The organism is Nocardia otitidiscaviarum (genome assembly GCF_007362295.1).
GTDB lineage: Bacteria > Actinomycetota > Actinomycetes > Mycobacteriales > Mycobacteriaceae > Nocardia > Nocardia otitidiscaviarum.
This window is the reverse complement of record NZ_CP041695.1, coordinates 4,245,980-4,264,050: the sequence shown is the minus strand read 5'-3', so window position 1 is coordinate 4,264,050 and position 18,071 is coordinate 4,245,980. Positions and strand designations below refer to the sequence as shown.

General features: G+C 64.0%; 12 protein-coding genes and 1 pseudogene. 9 read left to right on the top strand and 4 right to left on the bottom strand.

Features of this window, described 5'->3' with window-relative positions; all coding sequences use genetic code 11:
- Positions 1 to 4 precede the first annotated feature (4 nt).
- Entirely contained in the window at positions 5 to 2,341 is a 2,337-nt protein-coding gene (locus tag FOH10_RS18955) for a TPR repeat domain-containing protein (RefSeq protein WP_143981748.1), read from the top strand.
- On the top strand, positions 2,338 to 2,925 hold the full coding sequence (locus FOH10_RS18950; protein ID WP_143981747.1) for a hypothetical protein: 588 nt from the start codon (positions 2,338 to 2,340) through the stop codon (positions 2,923 to 2,925). Before FOH10_RS18955 ends, FOH10_RS18950 begins: the two co-directional genes overlap by 4 nt.
- Before the next feature lie 133 nt (positions 2,926 to 3,058).
- Here FOH10_RS18950 and FOH10_RS18945 read toward each other — a convergent pair whose 3' ends face one another.
- Both FOH10_RS18945 and FOH10_RS18940 read right to left on the bottom strand, forming a co-directional pair.
- Positions 3,059 to 3,487: a nuclease-related domain-containing protein gene (locus FOH10_RS18945; RefSeq protein ID WP_186000530.1), complete on the bottom strand. Its 429-nt coding sequence runs from the start codon at positions 3,485 to 3,487 to the stop codon at positions 3,059 to 3,061.
- Complete coding sequence (locus FOH10_RS18940; protein ID WP_143981745.1) at positions 3,435 to 3,776, bottom strand: hypothetical protein; 342 nt, start codon at positions 3,774 to 3,776, stop codon at positions 3,435 to 3,437. Before FOH10_RS18940 ends, FOH10_RS18945 begins: the two co-directional genes overlap by 53 nt.
- 234 nt (positions 3,777 to 4,010) lie before the next feature.
- Between FOH10_RS18940 and FOH10_RS36310 the strand changes: the two genes are divergently transcribed.
- The 5 genes and pseudogenes from FOH10_RS36310 to FOH10_RS18915 all read left to right on the top strand — a co-directional run bounded on the left by FOH10_RS36310 (position 4,011) and on the right by FOH10_RS18915 (position 7,522).
- Complete coding sequence (locus FOH10_RS36310; protein WP_143981744.1) at positions 4,011 to 4,391, top strand: class I SAM-dependent methyltransferase; 381 nt, start codon at positions 4,011 to 4,013, stop codon at positions 4,389 to 4,391.
- A complete protein-coding gene (locus FOH10_RS18930; protein ID WP_143981743.1) occupies positions 4,337 to 4,696 on the top strand; it encodes a class I SAM-dependent methyltransferase in 360 nt (119 codons plus the stop codon). The genes FOH10_RS36310 and FOH10_RS18930 overlap by 55 nt, the downstream gene beginning before the upstream one ends.
- Positions 4,697 to 4,732: 36 nt before the next feature.
- Positions 4,733 to 5,038, top strand: a pseudogene (locus FOH10_RS36305) (FAD-binding protein); the annotation flags it as partial.
- 109 nt (positions 5,039 to 5,147) lie between these two features.
- Positions 5,148 to 5,744, top strand: a complete 597-nt coding sequence (locus tag FOH10_RS18920; protein ID WP_244961275.1) for a hypothetical protein — start codon at positions 5,148 to 5,150, stop codon at positions 5,742 to 5,744.
- On the top strand, positions 5,741 to 7,522 hold the full coding sequence (locus FOH10_RS18915) for a tetratricopeptide repeat protein (protein WP_143981740.1): 1,782 nt from the start codon (positions 5,741 to 5,743) through the stop codon (positions 7,520 to 7,522). Before FOH10_RS18920 ends, FOH10_RS18915 begins: the two co-directional genes overlap by 4 nt.
- Before the next feature lie 137 nt (positions 7,523 to 7,659).
- Here FOH10_RS18915 and FOH10_RS18910 read toward each other — a convergent pair whose 3' ends face one another.
- Entirely contained in the window at positions 7,660 to 13,890 is a 6,231-nt protein-coding gene (locus FOH10_RS18910) for an NACHT domain-containing protein (protein WP_143981739.1), read from the bottom strand.
- A 60-nt stretch (positions 13,891 to 13,950) separates the two neighbouring features.
- Positions 13,951 to 14,205 carry a hypothetical protein gene (locus FOH10_RS18905; RefSeq protein WP_143981738.1) on the bottom strand — a complete coding sequence of 85 codons (255 nt, stop codon included), beginning with the start codon at positions 14,203 to 14,205 and terminating at the stop codon, positions 13,951 to 13,953.
- Between the two features lie 403 nt (positions 14,206 to 14,608).
- Here FOH10_RS18905 and FOH10_RS18900 point away from each other — a divergent pair, with 403 nt between their 5' ends.
- Together FOH10_RS18900 and FOH10_RS18895 are read left to right on the top strand one after the other, a co-directional pair.
- Entirely contained in the window at positions 14,609 to 15,745 is a 1,137-nt protein-coding gene (locus FOH10_RS18900; protein WP_143981737.1) for a Fic family protein, read from the top strand.
- Positions 15,746 to 15,857: 112 nt separating this feature from the next.
- Positions 15,858 to 18,059: a TerD family protein gene (locus tag FOH10_RS18895; protein ID WP_221937843.1), complete on the top strand. Its 2,202-nt coding sequence runs from the start codon at positions 15,858 to 15,860 to the stop codon at positions 18,057 to 18,059.
- Positions 18,060 to 18,071 lie beyond the last annotated feature (12 nt).

Sequence of the window (18,071 nt, the reverse complement as noted above, 5' to 3'; positions counted from 1 at the left end):
CCAGGTGAGCAGCTGGCAACTCGACACCCTCGACACGCAGGCCAGCGCCTGGAAACAGCAGGCCACCACACTCAAGGCCGAGCTCGACGGCATGTACACCACCGTCGGCAACTCGGTGGACTACCTGGTCGGCAAATTCGGCAACGGACTACGCGACAAGGGACTGGCTGTCCGGGACGACGGCTACAAAACCGTGGGCGCGCTCGAGGCGGCCGGTACCGCCATCACGGTGGGTTCACCCGGAATGCGATTCGCCCAGCAGACGGTGAAACAGACCGTAGCTACCCTCGCCGCCGAGGGATATGTGTGGGGTGAGGACGGCACGGTGACGTTGTCGCTGGCGCAGACAGCGAACGCGCTGTCGGACAAGGACAAAGACAGCGCGGTGCTCAAGCTCGCGGTGCTGCAGCGCCAAGCCGACCTGTACTCGACAACCCTGAAGGGCGCACTCCACGCTGCCGGGGTAGCCGCTCAAGGTGTCGCCGACGGGGTGACCGCAGCGTTCAACGAGCTACCCGAGGCCGCTCAAGGCGCGAAACCCGGCTCGCTGACCGACCGCGGAATCGCGAAAGATCAGGGTGTCAGTGACGGCAACCTGGTTGCGGGCGGCGAGGCCAGCGACGACGACCTGGAGAGGATCGCGGCTCGGCTGGAGGCGGCGGGTATCACCCCCGCCGATGTCGAGGCCATCAACGCCGGCAAACAGGTCGAACTATCCGAGACGCAGTGGAACTATCTGCACGCCTTCTACAACACCGCCGGTCTCGACGGTCTGACCTCGATGACCGACCGACTCACCGCCGCCGGGGATACCCAGGCCGCAGCCACAGTCGTCAACCAGCTCAACACCCTGGCCAACCCGAACGTGCACTCCGCCGGACCGGATCCGTTGCTGGGCAGCCAGTTCCACCCTCAGGGCGGACTATCACAGGTGCCGTCGGATCTGCGCAGTGCGGTGACCAAGGACTACGACATCCATCAGGGCAGGCCGTACCGCAATCTGGCGGCCACCGAGCTGTCGCAGGTCACGCAGTTGATGGACAAGGCTGATGCCCGGTCCGCGCCGGGCAGTGACATCAACCGGGCGCTGCTGGCGCAGGCGGGCACGATCGCGGGCGAGCTGAACTCCTCACCCGGCAGCCGGGTCAACATCGACACCGACCACCGCAACGGCACCGCGGGGGAGCTGTTGCAGCAGCTGGTTTCGGTCGGCGGTGAGGACAAGATCGCCGTCCACGACGTCCTGACCGGTACTAATCTCCCGACCGGCGTCGACATCGAGCCGGGGGAGGCGCTCGATGCGTTCTCGCACCGGCATTGGGCAGACGATGGCGCCGCGGTGCAGAAGATGCTGTCGTGGGTGGAAGCCGACGCCACCAACCCGGATCCCGCGATCGCAACACGCGCGGGGGAAACGGCCTCGCAGGTCGCCGACTATCTCGCGTCGCACAAGAGCGACCTGCTCAACCTCGACGGCGGTAGCTCGGCGTCGCTGGGCGAGGTCAACCCGTTGGCGGTGCAAGGGTTCGCCTCCGCGCTCAGCCCCTACATCCCCGAGCTGGCCGGAGTCCCCGACAAGTTCCTCAACACCGAGGGGTTCACCCCGCCGGGGAACGACGCGCTGAGCCCCGACCGTGACGGTGCTCGAGCGATCTTCTCGGTCATCGACTCGGACAAGGACGCGGCTGTCGCGTTCAATACCAAGGCATTGTCGGTGGCCCAGCAGCTGCAGAGCAGCTGGGTGCAGTCGGTGCTGGCGGATCCGGCCAACCCGCACGACGAGCTGGCGATCAAGTCGGGAACGATCCTCGGCCTGGTCGACCAAGGCCTCACCGGCGAACTCGATGCCCGCAAAGCAGCCGAGATCCGCACCGCGATCAGAGATTTCGCCATGGACGGGGCCAACTGGGACTCCGGCAAGGGAATCGTGAGCACCGGCGTCAAGTACATCCCGGTCGTCAAGGACGTCTTCGGACCGATGATCGACATCTCCAACTCCTACGCGAAGATGAACATCATCGGATACGCCTACGAGATGCCCGACCCCTCCCAAGCCCACTTCGACAACACCCGCGACTACGCGCCCGCGCGAGCGCTCTACCAGGTCGCCCAGGTGCTACAGGCCCAGGATGGGATGTTGGCGCACGACCCGCGCTACAGCCACCTGTTCGCTGACGGCCAGCTGAAAAGCTACGACGACGCCGTCCGCGTCGCCGGCGATCCGCACGTCCTGGACTCCGAGCTGGGCAATATCCTCAACGCCTACCAAGGAGGAGTTCTGCGCGACAACCTCCAGGACCTCGTCACCAAGATCCGAGAAGGCAGGGATGCTGTCCGATGAGCAGCCACAACCACCGCGCCGGTCTCACTCATGCACGGCAAGTCGTCGTCTCCGCCCTGCTGATCGTCGTCGCGGCCGCGACCGGATGTGCGACGACACCCGAGGACAGCCAGCCGGTCCACACGGCCCAAGACTTCTGCACACCATTCCTGGATTACTTCCGCACCGACTTCCCGATCGACCGCGTCGAACTCGACTACCAAGGCGGTACCGGAAAGCCCGACCAACCCCTGGACCGCGCTATCACCTGCCGCTTCACCCAGGGCAGCGACCCACAGGTCAGCGCCACTGTCACACTCCGGCCTACGAAAGTCGATGAGGACGAGAACGGCCTCGCCACCTACGTGAAACACAACGGTCTCGTTCCGCTCCCGGGGCATGAGAAGGAGATCTGGATCGACGACGCACGTGTCAAGAACGGCCAGTTCCAGACCAAGAGCGCTGTGGAACTCGCCACCCGCGTCGACCCATGGGTCAGCGGCATGACCATCACTGATGCCAAAGGCTCCCTAGAAATTACTGATGAACAGATCGGGGAAGCTGCGGACCTCCTCATTACGACAACTGAAGCAATGAGTCAGTGAGCCCTTTCATCTTCTGCGCATGCCGTCGTGAGAGTTGTTGTGCCGCATAGTGTGCCGACGTGACACGTGTGAAGCCACTGGTAGATCAGTTATCGACCAAAGCGGCCGTTCCGCCAAAGGCTTCGATGCTGTTCTACCGCACCGCGATGGGCGTTGCCTCGTTCGACCCTGACCTGGTTGGCCGGTGTGGTCCGCTGCCACCCGTCACGCCATCAGCTCGGCGTGGCGAATTCTCAACCGGGGTCGGCGAGCGCTGCTCGTTCTGGCTCACCTGTGCACCGCCGTCGACCGCCCATTCGGACTCGTACACATTCCCGCGCGTGCTGACCTTCTGGAACCACCACCGGTCGTCGACCGCGTGCAGCAGAACTCGGCGGCACTTGACCTCGACCGCCCAGACCCCGTCGGGACCGATCAACACGCTGTCGGTCTCACCGCGCCGGTTCCGGTGGCCGCGCAGCATCACCCACTCGTCGGACAGGGCCGACAGGCTCCAGGCCAGCAGGTCCTCACCGCAGGCACCCGACAGGTGCTGCTGCACCCGGCCGTATGCCTGCTGCACGCTGTAGTCCCACCCACGCCACCTGCTGAGCGGCTTGGCCGACATGGTGCCGCGCGGCTTCTTCGGCCTCGGTGGGGACGGCCAGTATCCGCTTCCAGAAGGGTTTGGCGCGTCTGGCGGCCTCCCACTCGGTCAGCACCTGCGCGTAATAGCTGTGCCAGGCAGCCTGATTCGCTGCGGTCTCGTCGAGTTGCTGCTCGGAGACCTGCAACTGCTCGCCGATGTGATCGGAGAGAACTTTGATTCGCATCGTGACCAGCCCCCTGCGCACGGCTACCGCATCCAGCATGACCGATCCGCCGAACACCGGCGCGGCGAACGCGCCGGATTCTAGTATTCGAACAAGTAGCGGCGGGTCCGTGGAGATTCGGACCAGCTGGTCCGGGATTCTGCTCGTGCCGTCACATAGCTTCCAGATCCGATGGGCGACTCCATAAACGACCGGGCGCGACTGGCTGAGCGTTGGAGGGCCGAGCGGTATCGTTGGTATCCGATCGGAGCGAGGGGTGCGCGTTGATGATGGATGAGGGGCAGCCGAGGTTCTCGAAGGGCTCTGACCGGGTGTCGGCCACGAGCGAGGGGACTTCGCAGGCTGGTTTTCGATCGATTGGTCGAGGGCTATGAGCTGGCGTATTCGGACCGGCCCGAGCAGGTTCGCGCAGCTGCTTGGCTCGTTGAGTGTGTGGGTGTAGGCGCAAGAGTCCTGGATGTCGGTTGCGGTAGTGGTGTTCCGATCGCCCGCCAGTTGGTTGATGCCGGGATACAGGTTGTGGGCATTGATATTTCACCCGCGATGATTTCGGCCGCCGCAGCAGCGGTACCGAGGCCATGTTCCATACCTGTGATGTTTTGGAGTTCACCGAAGTCGAATTCGATGGCGCGGTCGCATTCTTCTCCTTGCTGATGCTGCCCCGATCCGATATCCAGCTGGCGCTTTCGGTTCTGCACGATGCCATCAAGCCCGGCGGATACTTACTGGTCGGCATGGTCGAGGCCGATTTCGGCGACGAGGCGGTCACCTTCCTGGATACGGACGTCCGGGTCAGCGGCTATCTGCGCGGCGATCTTCATCGAGTGGTGGAGCAGGCTGGCTTCACATGCCTCGACATGCGGGTCGTGTCGTACACGCCCGCCCTCGCTGAGGCAGATCCCGAAACTCACCTCTACGCCTATGCTCAGCGGCCTCGACTCGGCGGGGAACCTTCGTAGCCGAGCGAACCCGCGGCCTTCGGTACAGTTCGGGCTATGGCGGAGGCGGACCTGCGCGGTGCGACGCGTGATTTCGGTGGCCTTGTCAGCCGAACTCCGCGCCTGGTCGTGCGTCCTGGCTGTGCGGAGGAGATCGCCGCGCTCGTCCGGAACGAGGAGACGAGGGTTCGGGTGGATGTGGTTGCTCGCGGTTGCTGGCACTCTTGCCGCGGTGAGTCGTTGACCGAGGGCATCGCCGTTGATATGCGCGGCATGGCGTGTGTACACGAAGTGAGAGAAGACCGCGTCATCGTGGATGCAGGGGCGACCTGGCGGGAGGTCCTGGAAGCCACGCTGCCGCGCGGGTTAGTGCCGCCGGTGCTCACGGACTACCTCGATCTGACCGTGGGCGGAACGCTCTCGGCCGCCAGGCCAATGCGCTTTTCGTGGAAATGGCTTACGCTGCAATCTCATGGCAGGGGAGACTGCGCACGCCAAGGGGGCGGACGGGACCTGGCGGGCGAAGCGGTGGCTCGAACGCACGACCCGCGCCGACGTGCGGTGGATGCAGCCGGATCCCGCTGCCATTCCGAAGCTGACTTTCCCTAAACCGAATGGTTCGTTTTCATTCGATCTCGGTGGTCTCCTGCGCGGCGGCGAGGTGCACAACCAGGAGTTCTTCGCCGAGGTGAAGAACTACAAGGACGCGAGCGATCAGCCTGCCCACTATCGGGATTTTCTCGCGAAGTGCTTCCGCGCGTATTCCATGCGCCCTGAACGCTGCGACCATTTTATGTGGATTACGTGGTCGCCGTTCAACGCGACCGAGTGGTCCAAGCTCGACAGCGCCGACAAGGTGAAGCTGTGCGTGCGGGAGCGTTGGCAGTTCAACTTCGCCAGCGAGCAGGAAGCCGCCGGTTCGACTCTGGATTCACGCATGATCAAGGAGGTCGCCGAACGGATCTGGGTGCTCGTCCTGTCCGACAAGCAGATCAACCACCTGTCCATGAGCGATGAGAATCTGGCAGTGATCGCCATGCACGAGGTCTTGGAGGGGGCGAGGAAATGACCTCGGAAACCGAAGTAGAACTGGAAGATGCCCTGCAGGTCGAGGACAGTGCCGAATCCGTGCGGCGTGTGAAGGACATCGTCAGTGCCGCGTTGCTGGTAGCCGATCCCAGCGTGCGGGTTACACGAACGGAGTATTTCAACCACACCTATGTGCCGGATCTGGTGGTCGAGTGGCCGTCGCGGGGCGTTGATTGCCTGCGTCGGGTCTATCTGAGGGCAACCCAGGACCCTGAACAAATCGAGATCGACGTCAAGATGCACGAGTCGTCGAGCTCGGTGTTCGTGCATCTTTCGGCGCTGCTGCCGACGCCGGGCGTCGCGGTCGCGGGCTTGGCAGATTTGTCGGACACTGCTAAGTCGACGCAATCGTTGGTAACGCAGGTCGGTTCGTTCGAACAACTGGCCAAGTATTCGCTCGCTCCCGGCGCGCGACTTCTTCCGCCGTCGGTGCTGCGCGGAGGCTGTGGACTGCTCGAGGCTGACCACGCGGCGGCCACCGCCCAGACTGTCAGCCGCGGATTTGCGGGGGCGATTGAGGCCGACAGGGAGACGACTCAGTCGGCGCTCGAGGCGATTGAGAGCGTTCTCGCGCCGGCTGCGGCTACCGAGGTGACTTCCGTGCTCGAGACGATGTGGGTGGCATCGGGCGCCCCCATACACAGCTTTCCCAGGCGAAACGACCGTGACTGGAACGACCGCTACTGGGACGACCCGCACCTGAGCCCCGACAGGCTCCGGTCGCTGCTGCGTGCGGTCCCGCCGGGCCTGTCCGATTTCTGGCAGAAGGTCGGACATCGGATCACACTCGAATCCTTCGACGGACTCAACATCGTCGGCGAGGATCGTACTGCCCTGCAGTCGATCATGCAGTCGGCGCTCAGGAACATCACGGCGCGAACCTGTCGCATCGTTGACCTGCAGCGAACCGAAAAGGATTCAGGTGATCTGATCTGGCGAGTCGAACACGGGCAGTTGTCGCTGCAGGGATTCGGGCACCGATCGTGGATCGGGCAAAGGAGCGATGACTTCCCAACCCCGGACAAGTCTGTCGATCGCCGCCCGTCGCCTCAGAAGCTGGCGAACAAATCACTTCGGTCGGGCATCCCGATCACTTCGGTGAGCCTCATCGGCGGTGGTCGTACGCTGTCCTACGGGTCGCAGGAAGGGGTCGACATCATCGGTGACGACTTCGCAGCGCCATTCGCGGAGAACCTGGGTTCGGGCGCGGTAGTCGAACGCGCAGTCGCTCTGGTCGAGAGCAGCAAGCCGGTTACCATCGATTTCTCTACCGGCACGGCGTTCGGTCGTCCGAGCGCTCGTCTCGAGGCGCCGCGTTTGTTGTGGACGACCTGGACCATGCTCGGTGAACTCGACAGCAGCGAATGGGCGTCGTTCACCCGTGTAGTTCGTCCGAAGGAGCGCGCACTTGGTGAGGATGAATTCCTGGATATCCGCACTCCGCGGCGTGCGATCTCTGGTCCCGGACCTGTAGAAGCGGTGACTACGCGTCTGCGCAGTCTTCGACACCAGCTCGCCGATGCCGAGACCGAATACCGAAGCGCCGCTCGTTCCGGCGACTTGTACGCGATGCTGCTGCTCGGAATGTTGTTGGAACACAAAGGCGAGCTCACCGAAGCCGAGATCTGGTTTCGCAGCGCCATCGATCCGGGCAAGGGTGAGGCCATGGTCGCATTGGGATCCTTGCTGGAGGAGCAGGGCGAGATCGCCGAGGCGGTGAAGTGGTACCGGTTGGCAGCGAAAGTCGTTGAACCATGATTGCTGGGCTGCGTTGGTCTATCCCGGGTGGGTGCGGCTCGTGTCAACGGAACGTCAATCCTATTCACGTGCTGTCGACGCAAGCGGTGGCTCAGGCGTGAACCGTCACCAGTTCCTGCAGCGGCCCCCGGTGTCGGTCACTGCCCATTATCGGTAGTCTCCGACGTGGTTGCGTCGCTTGGCTGCGGGGCGCCCAGGATCGTCCGGAAAGTGCTGACTCGTTCAGCGGGGTGTCCTTGCCGCCCGTTGGCTGGCAGACGTCTTGTGATGCGCAGCTCTCGCCGGAGTGATGGCCACTCCGCGACGATGTCGGTGTAACCGGCGTTGCTGAGTTGGACTTGCCATGTTTCGGTGCAGATTGCGTCGCTGCGGGGCTGATGGGTGAGCTCTCCCTGCACAAGCAGGACCGATCTCGCCCGCCACTGTCCATCGGTGCCGTTCCAGGTGAAGAGCTTCTGATCGTCGTGTCGCCACCCGAGTCGCGCGCCCACGGCCGGATGTAAGGCCAGCCATGTCATATGTACTGCGTCGCTGAAGGTCTCGTATCCATGCACGACGAACTCCTCGTCGGTCCATTCGAGATCATGTAACAACGGGTACCGCTGAGCGCCGTCGTAGCTCTCTTCCCATGGATGCAGTGTGGGTAGGAGCAGAGGGCCGTCCGAGGAGCCGTGATGAGCGTGCAGAAAGCGGTTCTCCTCGGGCAGGCTCCAGTCCAGGATCCGCCAGCGGCCATATTCGGCGAGTATGTACGGTGTGCTGTCGGTGTAGGCGTCCGTGTATCGCGCCAATGCCTGCTGGGTCTCCGAACACCAGTCTCGGAAGTCGTATGTCGGCGCTGTGTCGGGCCACCAGGGTGGCGGCATCGTGCCCGGAATAGGGGTCGGTTCGATTCCTGCTAGTCGCTCGTCGACCAGCCCGAGGCGATACGTTCGTGGGAACGGAATGCTGTCGAGCAGCCCGGCGTCGGCTAGGTCGGCCAGAACGGTACCCAGTGCACGCCGGCCCGCCATATAGGCCCAGGGTCGGTAGCCGAGTAGCTGTCTGCGCTTGTTCAGCAGGTCTGCTTGTCCCTGATGGCCGTGGGCGATCCATCGATCGCCGCCGGAATCCGTGAGGCGCGACGCGTGGTGCATCACCGCCGATGCCGACAGCGACGACAGGTCGGCTAGCAGCTTCAACGGTTCGTCGAAGGGAGCGAGGAGCTGCTGCGGATCATGTGGGTCGAGGTGCGGGACGCCGCGACGATCCAACTCAGGCAGTGTTCGCGACGGCAAAGTCGGGAGAACCAATTCGTAGCCAACCGGCAGCGTCCGTGGCTCGGGATCGGGGGTGCCGACCCGGTAAAGGTTGCCGACTCGGGCAGCGAGTTCGCGGCAGATACCGTCGGCACCGACTGCGGTCGTGCGCAACGCTGCGATCAACGTCACCGACAACTCGGTTACTCGCTCGTCCGGTGGTGTGGTGATCAGTGCCAGGAGGGCAGCTTCACATCTCCACCCGCCGTTGTCGATCGCCTCAGCCAGGATCTGCTGGATGCTGTCTGGGTGGCGGCTGTGGAGTAGTTGCAGTGCTCGTCGGGCCCCGAAGTCGAGAGGGCGAATCGGATGACCGAGATGTTGCGTCACCCACTGCGCGAGTACGGCAACCGGATTGGTTGTGGTGGCTGAAGTGGGGTTCGGGATGGAATCCGCCGGATCAGACCCCGTCGCGATGATCTCGTCGAGATGGGTCTCGATCTGGGGCCATGCCGCGGCGATCGTGTCCGCGCCTGCGATCACGGTAATGATGCGACGGATATCGTCGGGAGACAGATTTCCTGCCAGCGAACCGGTAGCCAGTGAGTTGGTGAAATCGTGTCGGGCCAGTCGCACTAGTGCCGGGTGGCGGTCGGAGAGTGCAGCGCCGAGCAGGGTCAGGCGGGATCCTCCATCGCCATGGCGGAGCCATCCGGAGCCTCGGGTGCGGCTCAGTTCATCGGTAAGCACGGCAGTTGCGGTCGCGACTTCACCTGATCGCGCCGCGAGTGCGATCAGGCCGCCGAGCGCCGGCCCGCTCAGGCCCACACGTGTGGCGCTCTCGATGAGCGCTCGGGCCATCGGCTGCGGCACCGGCCCTATCGACGCCAGCCGTTGAACCGTCTCGTCCCAGCCTCCCAGTGGAGCATCTGCAATCGAGGCAGCGTTGCGCAGTCGCGCGAGAAGCGCCCCTATCGTGTCGATACGGGTGTTATCCGCGAAAGCGATTTGCGGTGAAGACGGGCTGCGAGTGCTGTGTGAGGTGGGCGCAGGCTGGTGCTCCGGCATAGGTAACGGACAGGCCGCCTGGGCGTTCCGCAATGTTGTCAGTGCCGATCCGTCGGGCGCATCGCGTAGCCGTACAGCCTTCTCGATTCGCGAAGGAGGTTCGAGCGCAATCGGATACAACAGATGAGCGGCCACAGTGACGGCGTCGGTGATGGGAATGTCCGGATGTCCACACGCGGCCAATACGATGGACTGGATCATGGCAGTCTCGCTGAAAACGCCTGCGTTGCAAAGCCATTCGGCTATGGTGCAGCCCAGTGCTGGGTTGTGTGCGAACACGAGCTCAGTGAGCTGTTCAGCGGCGCTCCATGCTTGGTTTGTCGCGACGGGGGCCGCTGCCGCGAGACGCGCAGCATATCGGCGTGCGGCGGTATCGAAGTGGGTCGGCGACAGTTGTCCCGCTGCGTTCGCTGCCGCCAGCCAGTCGATCCATTCGATAAGTTGCTGGTCGTGGTCGCTGGCACCGATGCTCATCGACGCACGCACCCCAAGTTGCACACAGCGGCGCGCAGCGTCCGGTTTCTGGGCGGCGGCCCAGGCTTGGGCCTGGCTGAGATAGCGGTTCGCTCGGCCGTACGGCTCGTCGTGCAAGGTGTCAATATCAGCGTCGAGTTGCTCGAGCCTCTCCAGTGCCCAAAGACGAGCCAGCGGGTGGGCGTTCACTGCGGCAGTGATGATTGTTTGTCGCTGTTCCGGTGGCCAGTATCGGCTGCGGTGAGGATCGGTCCATGCGGTGTCGAATTGTTCGAGAAGCCGCATTAACCCGTCACCGCCGCCAGCCTTCACGGCCAGATCGATGATCCGGACATGCAGGTCGCGGGCGATGCTCGACAACCGTCCCCACGTCATCGAACTGTGGCTGTGGCTCGACGGTATTTCACGGAGTCGGATGATGATTCGCGCGAGTGCCGCGACGGGTGGGGGCTCGTTCAGCCCGAGTTCGGCTGTGAGTTGTTGGCCTTCGAGTTCGGCGAGCGTTCGGAGAGCTCGTCGCAGCCGCTTCCGGTAGGGATCGCTGGACATCGGATTCTCCGATACCGCCAGGGCCTCTAGCGCCGGGTCTCGTTTCACTTGGCGGAGGCGGTGGAAGGCAATCCACGTAGCGAACGGTGCTAGGCCCTCGCGCCTGTCGGTGCCGGAGGGCCAGGCCGGTGTGGTGCCCGGCGGAACGAGTTGGTCGATCTCGGGCCGCTCGGTGAAGCCGTGGCGGGCGAGGAGTTCGGCACTGGCAACGCGGATACTCAGTGCGACTGCATGATTGGAGGTGCCGTCGGCGAGGTCTTTGTCCTCTTCCTCTTCGGCGTCGGATTCGGTGTTGATGGCGATAATCTCGAGGACCAGTTCCAGTACTCGTGCGGGCATTTGATCGTCCGATGCTGCTCGGGCGCGCGCCAATCGAGCGCGGGCGCGCCAGGACGGTCCGGCTTCGGCGTCGATCAGACCCGTGAGGCGGTCGAGTTCGCTGTCGTCGCGGTTTTCGATGACGCGGTCGAAGCAGACTGTGTGAACAACATTGCGGTGAAAGGCATGGTCGATCTGCGAGTCATCCTGCTCGGGCGGAATGTCGTCCCGCGCGGATGTGTCCGCATCAAGTGATGGAACGGTGCGCGCCGGTGGCAAGTGGTAGTCGAGTTCGGCCAGAACGGCGTCGGTGCCGGACAGTAACCAGGTCACCCTGGCCCAGTCTGAGAACACCGTGTCCGATCGATGTGAGCTGTCGAGCAGACCTGGCAGGCCTCCGCAGGCGTGGACGATCTGCCGGGCGGCGTCGAAGTCGCCTGCTGTGGCGAATTCGACCGCGAGGTGCATCGCGTCGTGAGGCTCAACGCGCAGGCTATTTGCGCGAACGACGTGCTCCAGGGCAATCCGGCGGTCGCACAGCAGCAGCGTCTGCGCGAGATCCGCTGTTTCGAGTACGTACTCGCGTCCCCATAGCTCGTTGAGAAATATCAACACCGAGACGAGCGTCGGCGAGTTATCGACGGTGGCAGCGGAACGCACAGCGAGCAGGGCGTGGTCGCGAACCGTCTCTAGCGGACGCAGGTTAACCAGCGACTGCAGCAACCTCACTGGTGACGCGAGCGCCAGTACATGGTCGTGCTGGTTTGCCAGGTAGCGATGTGCGATCTCTTCTTCGCCATACAAGCGCCACTCGTCGTTCGCGCGAGCGCAGATCTCGGCGAGCTGCCGATGGAAATGCTGATCGATGTTCTGGTCGAACCGGTCGCCGACACGTGCAGTCTCCTCGACCAGAAACCGCCGGAAGCTGTTATGGATGAATTGCAGGTCATCGCCAGCTCTCCGGAAGAATGCGGCAGTCTGCTCGGCGAACGAGGACACGATATGCGGATCTGCCCAGGTCGCCAGCCATGCCAGATTCACCGGCACGCGCAGCCGCGCGACCATACCCAGTAGATTGCGGACCTGCGGATCGGACGCGACGGCCCGAAAATAGCCGCGATAGCGGGCTTCTATGTCCCGGCCGTAACCCGCGGCTTCAACGAGTAGCCTCGACGCGGATTCGCGGCGGGCCTGTAGGTCGGCCACTCGCTCCTGCAACGCTGTCAGTTCCTGCAGCAGGTAGGTCAGCGCCAGCGGGTGTCCCTCGCCCGCTTCCGCTGCCTTCTGGATTTGGCCCGGGTACATCCAGGAACCGACTCCGCTGAGTTCGACAACCCGCTCGGACTCCTGTGAGGACAGCGGCGGGAGGACAACTGTGCGGTTGTGCTGTTGCAATACCGCGCGCACCTCAGCACCCAACATCGCGACACTCTGCGTGCCCAGCACGACGAAAACCCCAGCAGGCAGAGCGGTAGGCGCCGGGAGTTCCTCAATGAAGGACCGCGTCGGATTCTGTTCCCGGGGTACGTGATCGAGCCCGTCGACGATCACGATGGTCCGCTCTCCCCGTTCGGACCAGTGGCGTCCGGCTTGATCGAGTTGGTCGAGCATGACGGCCCGGCGACTGCGCAAGTCGTTACCGATCCCGCGGCGCGGCAATCCGTTTGCCTCCAATGCCAGCGAAACGTCATGCAGGTAGCTTTCGGCCTCCCCACGGCTGCTCAGTGGATTCGGGGAGTCGGGTACGAAGGCGTAATAGTGAACGACTCGGCCGGATAGTTTCAGGCTGGCCAGAAGGGTTGATTTGCCCGATCCCGCGGGTCCGATCAACGCGAGGTAGCCACCGTCGGGTTCGTTGAGTCGCTGCTCCAGGGCCGTCCGGGCCGCGTTGTTGGCGGTGTAGACCTCCGGGATCGGGAACTGGTGTGGGTGCCGGTACGCAAGCCGGTCCGTCCACCCGAGCCTGGCCAGCAGATCCTCCCGACTCAACTGCTCTGGACGTACGGGGTCGCGGACGATCTTCTGCAGCGTTGCCGAGAGGTGCTCCACGTCGCCGTCCGCACAGTCCTGGTCGGGCAGGAGCAGCGGATCGGTCGTCTGGATACCGAACCTCAATTCCAGTGCCTGGATGAAACCGACGAACTCTTCGTCGGTTAGTGGCGCCAGCTCCCGCAGTGCGTCCCAGACCGAAGCCCAGTCCGCGACCGCCGGCAGCACCGCGAGGTCACTCCATCGGGTGCATCCCGCGTCGATAGCCTCCCGCGCGGGGGTGAAGGAGTGGATCACGAAGCGCGCCAAACTTCGAGGTTTCGGTGCGCCAGCCCGATCAAGCGGTGATCCAGCAGGCGCCGGACCGTCCGAAGCGATGTTGTTACTGCACAGATAGATTGTGAGTGGATCCGGGGACGCCGCTCGAAGTCTCCGCCATGCGAGAGACAGTTGCGTGAACAGCCCTGGCTTCGCGGGCAGGTCGCCTTTCGCCTTCTTGCCGGCTGTGAGATCACTCCAGGAGAACGTCCCAGGTACCTGGGACCATTTAACCTGCAGTGCATGGCGACGGCCCGCAGATTTGAACTGGAAGTCGTCGGCGATACCGGCATGCAGGTCGGCGACCCGAATCCATTCCAGGGTAGCGAGTTTCGCTATTACGATGCGCGCCGCCAGCTCGAACTGGCCGCCGAAGCCGACCAGCGCAGACACTTCGCCCTTGCTCGGTTCCACGACGCCCTCTCACTTACCGTTGCCGAGGAGAGAATCCTCTCAGAGTGCAGGTTGCGAGCGCTAGTAAGGTCGGAAGATTGTCCAGGACGCAGAGAGGAACTGATAGAGCGCCTTCAAGAAAGCACGCTGCTGCCTCTTCAACTCCGGCGTCGGTTCGGCATCCGCAGGTAACCCGACCATCAACTTCGGCACCGCATACACCATGGTGGTGAGATCGGGCAGCGTCCAGTTCTCGCCCATCCGATCTACGAGCAGCGCGACACCGTCACGAGTGGAGGCATCGAGCGCACTCCACGCATCGGCATTGAAGTCCATTCGAACGATGGTCCGCTCGCCCTCGGGCAAGGACTCGGTGTAGCGGATCGCGTTCGTTGCCTAAGCGAGGCTCGAAGCGGTGGGATGTGGTGGGAATTCCAGTGTCATTTTGAGTGCCATTTTGCGGCCGAAACGGTGGGAATCCTTGGGTTTCGGCTGGAACGAACGGGATGCGTTGGGATAGCGAAATGCCAGGTCAGGATAGGTAGAACCCCCAAGATCGCCACGTCAGCGCGTGTTTGAGCGGTTTCCTCAGCTCGAGCGGCCTGAGCAGCGGCCGTAGCGCCGCTGCGCCGTCGACCGGTTGCCGTCGCGCGCCGCCATCGAGGGGGTGATGAGGAAGGACAGTCAGCTCGATCGGGTTCAGCTTGACGTAATAATTGCGTCAAATTATCATGGTGTCATGCTGTTCCCGACGCCTGAATTGACTGCTGTCGACGCTCGTGTCCTTGCCGATGTGGACCGGATGCGCGTCGATCTGCGTCACGAACTTCAGGGCAAGCCTGGCAAGTGGGCAAGTGGGCTGCGCAAGTTCCTGACGGCGGACGCTGTCGCCGCGTCGAACTCCATCGAAGGGTTCAAGGTCTCCACTGTCGATGTGGAGGATTTGATCGCCGGTGAGCGAGATGTCGAGGTTTCGGAGGAAAACAAGGCCGAGACGCTCGCCTACGAGCGGATGATGACTTACATCCAAACGTTGCATGATGTCGTCGATTTCGGCTACAGCAAGGGATTTCTGAACGCTCTGCACTGGATGCTGCAAGGGCATCGGCATACCGAGCGTCGCCCGGCCGGGCAGTGGCGTCCAGGCCCCGTGTACGTGACCGATGCTCGCGACCCGAGTATCGCTGCGTACACCGCCCCTGACGCGGACACGGTGCCGGCATTGATGGAAGAGCTTGTTGACTGGCTCAATATCGAGGACGGCACGCACCCGCTCGTGCGGGCGGCGATGGCGCACCTGCATCTGGTGTCCATCCATCCGTGGGCCGATGGCAACGGACGCATGTCGCGATCGCTGCAAACATTGATGATCGCCCGTGAAGGTGTTCTCGCACCGGAATTCTCGTCCATCGAGGCATGGCTCGGCAGGCCTGGTAACACGTGGGAGTACTACCAGGTGCTCGGCCGACGGGGCAGTACCTATCGGCCGAATCAGGATGTGTCCGAATGGATTCGGTTCAACTTGACCGCCTATCACCAGCAGGCGCAAACCGTGCATGCGCGCTGGGTTCGGTCCGGCACGGTGTGGGCGATGCTCGAAGAATACGTCAGGGGTATCCGCCTCGACGAAAGGGTTGTCAGCGCATTGCACGATGTCGCGATGTCCGGTCGTGCTCGCCGAACTCGATACGAACAAGCCGAAGGGCTGAGTCTGCAACAGGCGCAACGCGATCTGCGTGACCTCGTCACACTCGAGGTGCTCGAGCCGGTCGGTCGCACTCGAGCACGTTTCTACACTGCGGGACCGCGCTACCCCGTAGATGTGTTGGAGGTCGCGGGCACCCCCATGACCCTCGAGAATCCGTACGCCGAATAGCGCACGCGGGCGGAGTAAATCATCGAGCCCGTTGTCGGAACCAGCCGGACCTCTGTGGGGATGTCGCGGATGGCCGCGCGAAATAGGGAGGAATGATCGACGGGTTCGCGCTATGGTCACCATCGGTGACCGGCGGCGACGTGCCGGGGAGGGGTGGACGACTGTGATGATCGACGAGTTGGTCGTTCGCCGTACCTTGCGGGTGCCTGCGCCCGCGGGCGTGGCGGGTGATGGGTCCGTCGCGACTCGGCAGTTCGACGCCGTGTTGATGTCGGTGGGGTTCAAGCTGTCCGAAGAGCTTTTCGACCGGTTGTCGGCGCTGTCGGCGGGGGTGGTGATCGATACCGCGGTCAGCGTGCTCGCGGCTGTGCGCGGGATGGTCGGCGATCATGTCCAGCACAATGTCTACTTCCGGGACTTTCCCCGCAATGTGCCCGACACGGTGGAGTTCTGGGCCGAGTGCTTGGTCGAGGCGTTGGCGGAGCCGGAGGTGGCGGAGCGGATCGGTGGCGATGTGCTGCTCGGTTCGCTGAATCTGCTGGATCTGCCGAAGTACGGACGCTACCAACACGATTACGCCGATATGCTGGCCGCGCACGCCGAGTTCATCGCGGGTGCGGGTGACCGGGTGACCGTGCTGCACGCCGGTAGGGACGTGGCCGACGAAGCCGCCGGGTTGTACCGCGCGCTGGCGGGCGCGGCCACCCCGGGCAATGACGACGACCGGGAGGCGCTGCGCACGCTCGCCCGGTACTGCGCGACCGATCCCCGTCAGCCGCACGACATTCCGGTGCGCGAGAACCGGGCGCTGATCAATGCGGTTCGCCTCGATCTGGGGCAGGAACCCTTGCTGGGCACGGTGACCGATGCGTTGCGGCTGGCGTGCGCGATCTCGGGTGGTGACGTCACGCTCGTCGAGCCGACGCGGTTCCGCACCTTGCCGCGCTCGTATCGCAGGGCGCTGCTGGCTGGGCTGCATCGACTCGTGGGCGACAACCCGAGTGTGCTCGGGGATGTGTCGCGCCATCGCGAACAGTGGAAACGGCTCGGTGAGCGCCTGCATCCGCACGAGTACCCGAAATGGCCGCGCGCGGCAGCGGTTTTCGCGGTGGCGCGCGGCGAGCTGGACGCCGAATCGACCGTTTCGCGCTTCGAGCGGCTGATGCGCTCGGGGCGTGTCGACGACGCGGCCGCTGTGCTGCGAACCCGGGCGCCGGGACTGCTGTTTCGGTCAGCGGACCGGGTGCTGCGCGCCAGCCCGACATCCGATCAGGACGCGATGGTCACCCGCATCGCCGACGCCGCTCCCGAGGTGTCGGGCCGGGTGCTGCTGTCGCTGCGGGAGCACCTGGAGAACCGGGACGCGGAGCGCGGTCGGCGGCGGGTGTTCATCAATCGGTCGGCCCGCGGCCACGCGATCGACGATGAGCGGCCGCCGATTTCGCGTGCGGCACTCGAGCGGTTGCGGGATGTGCTCGACGGCGAGATTCGCCGTCGCCATGCGGCGCTACCGCGCTGGGTGGTCGATCCGGACATGCTGAATGTCGCGCTGCCGATCAGCGGGAAGTCGATCGCGGGTGGATTCGGTACCCTGCCGCGCGGCTCGGTGTCAGCCGTGGACGGACGGCTGCTGCGCTTCTTCGTGTACTGGCGAGAGCGCCAGCGGCGCACCGACTTCGATCTGTCCGCGCTGATGCTCGACGGTCGCTACCGCAACCCGACGTGGCTGTCCTACACGAATCTGACCGCAGCCGGTGGATGCCATTCGGGCGACATCACCGAGGCACCGTTCGGCGCGTCGGAGTTCATCGAAGTCGACCTGGCCAAAGTTCCCGCGCGGATTGTGATTCCCCAGGTGAACATCTACTCCGGCGAGGGATTCGACGAGGTCGCCGAATCGTTCTTCGGCTTCATGCTCCGCGAGGGCGAGCAGCGGGGCGCACCGTTCGAACCGCGGACGGTGCGCATGAAGTCGGATCTCCGTGGCGTTGGTCGCGTGGCCCTGCCCCTGGCGTTCGTCCGCGGCGGAGGTAAGCGCTGGCGGGCGGTGTGGACCCACCTGCACCTGTCGGGTCGAACCTTCAATCAGATTGAGAACAACCGCCTCTCGACCGTCGACCTGATCCGCAGCGTGGTCGAACGCCGGTATCTGACCGTCGGCTACCTCGCCGGATTGCTGGGCGCGGACATCGGCGATCTCAGCCCGGTGGCGGGCCGACCGATCACTTATGTCGGACGCGAAGACCCCGGGCAGCTGCCCGACGGTTCGATCGTGATCACACCGAAAAATCTCGCGGAGCTCGTTCCGGTGTAGTGCTAGAGTCGG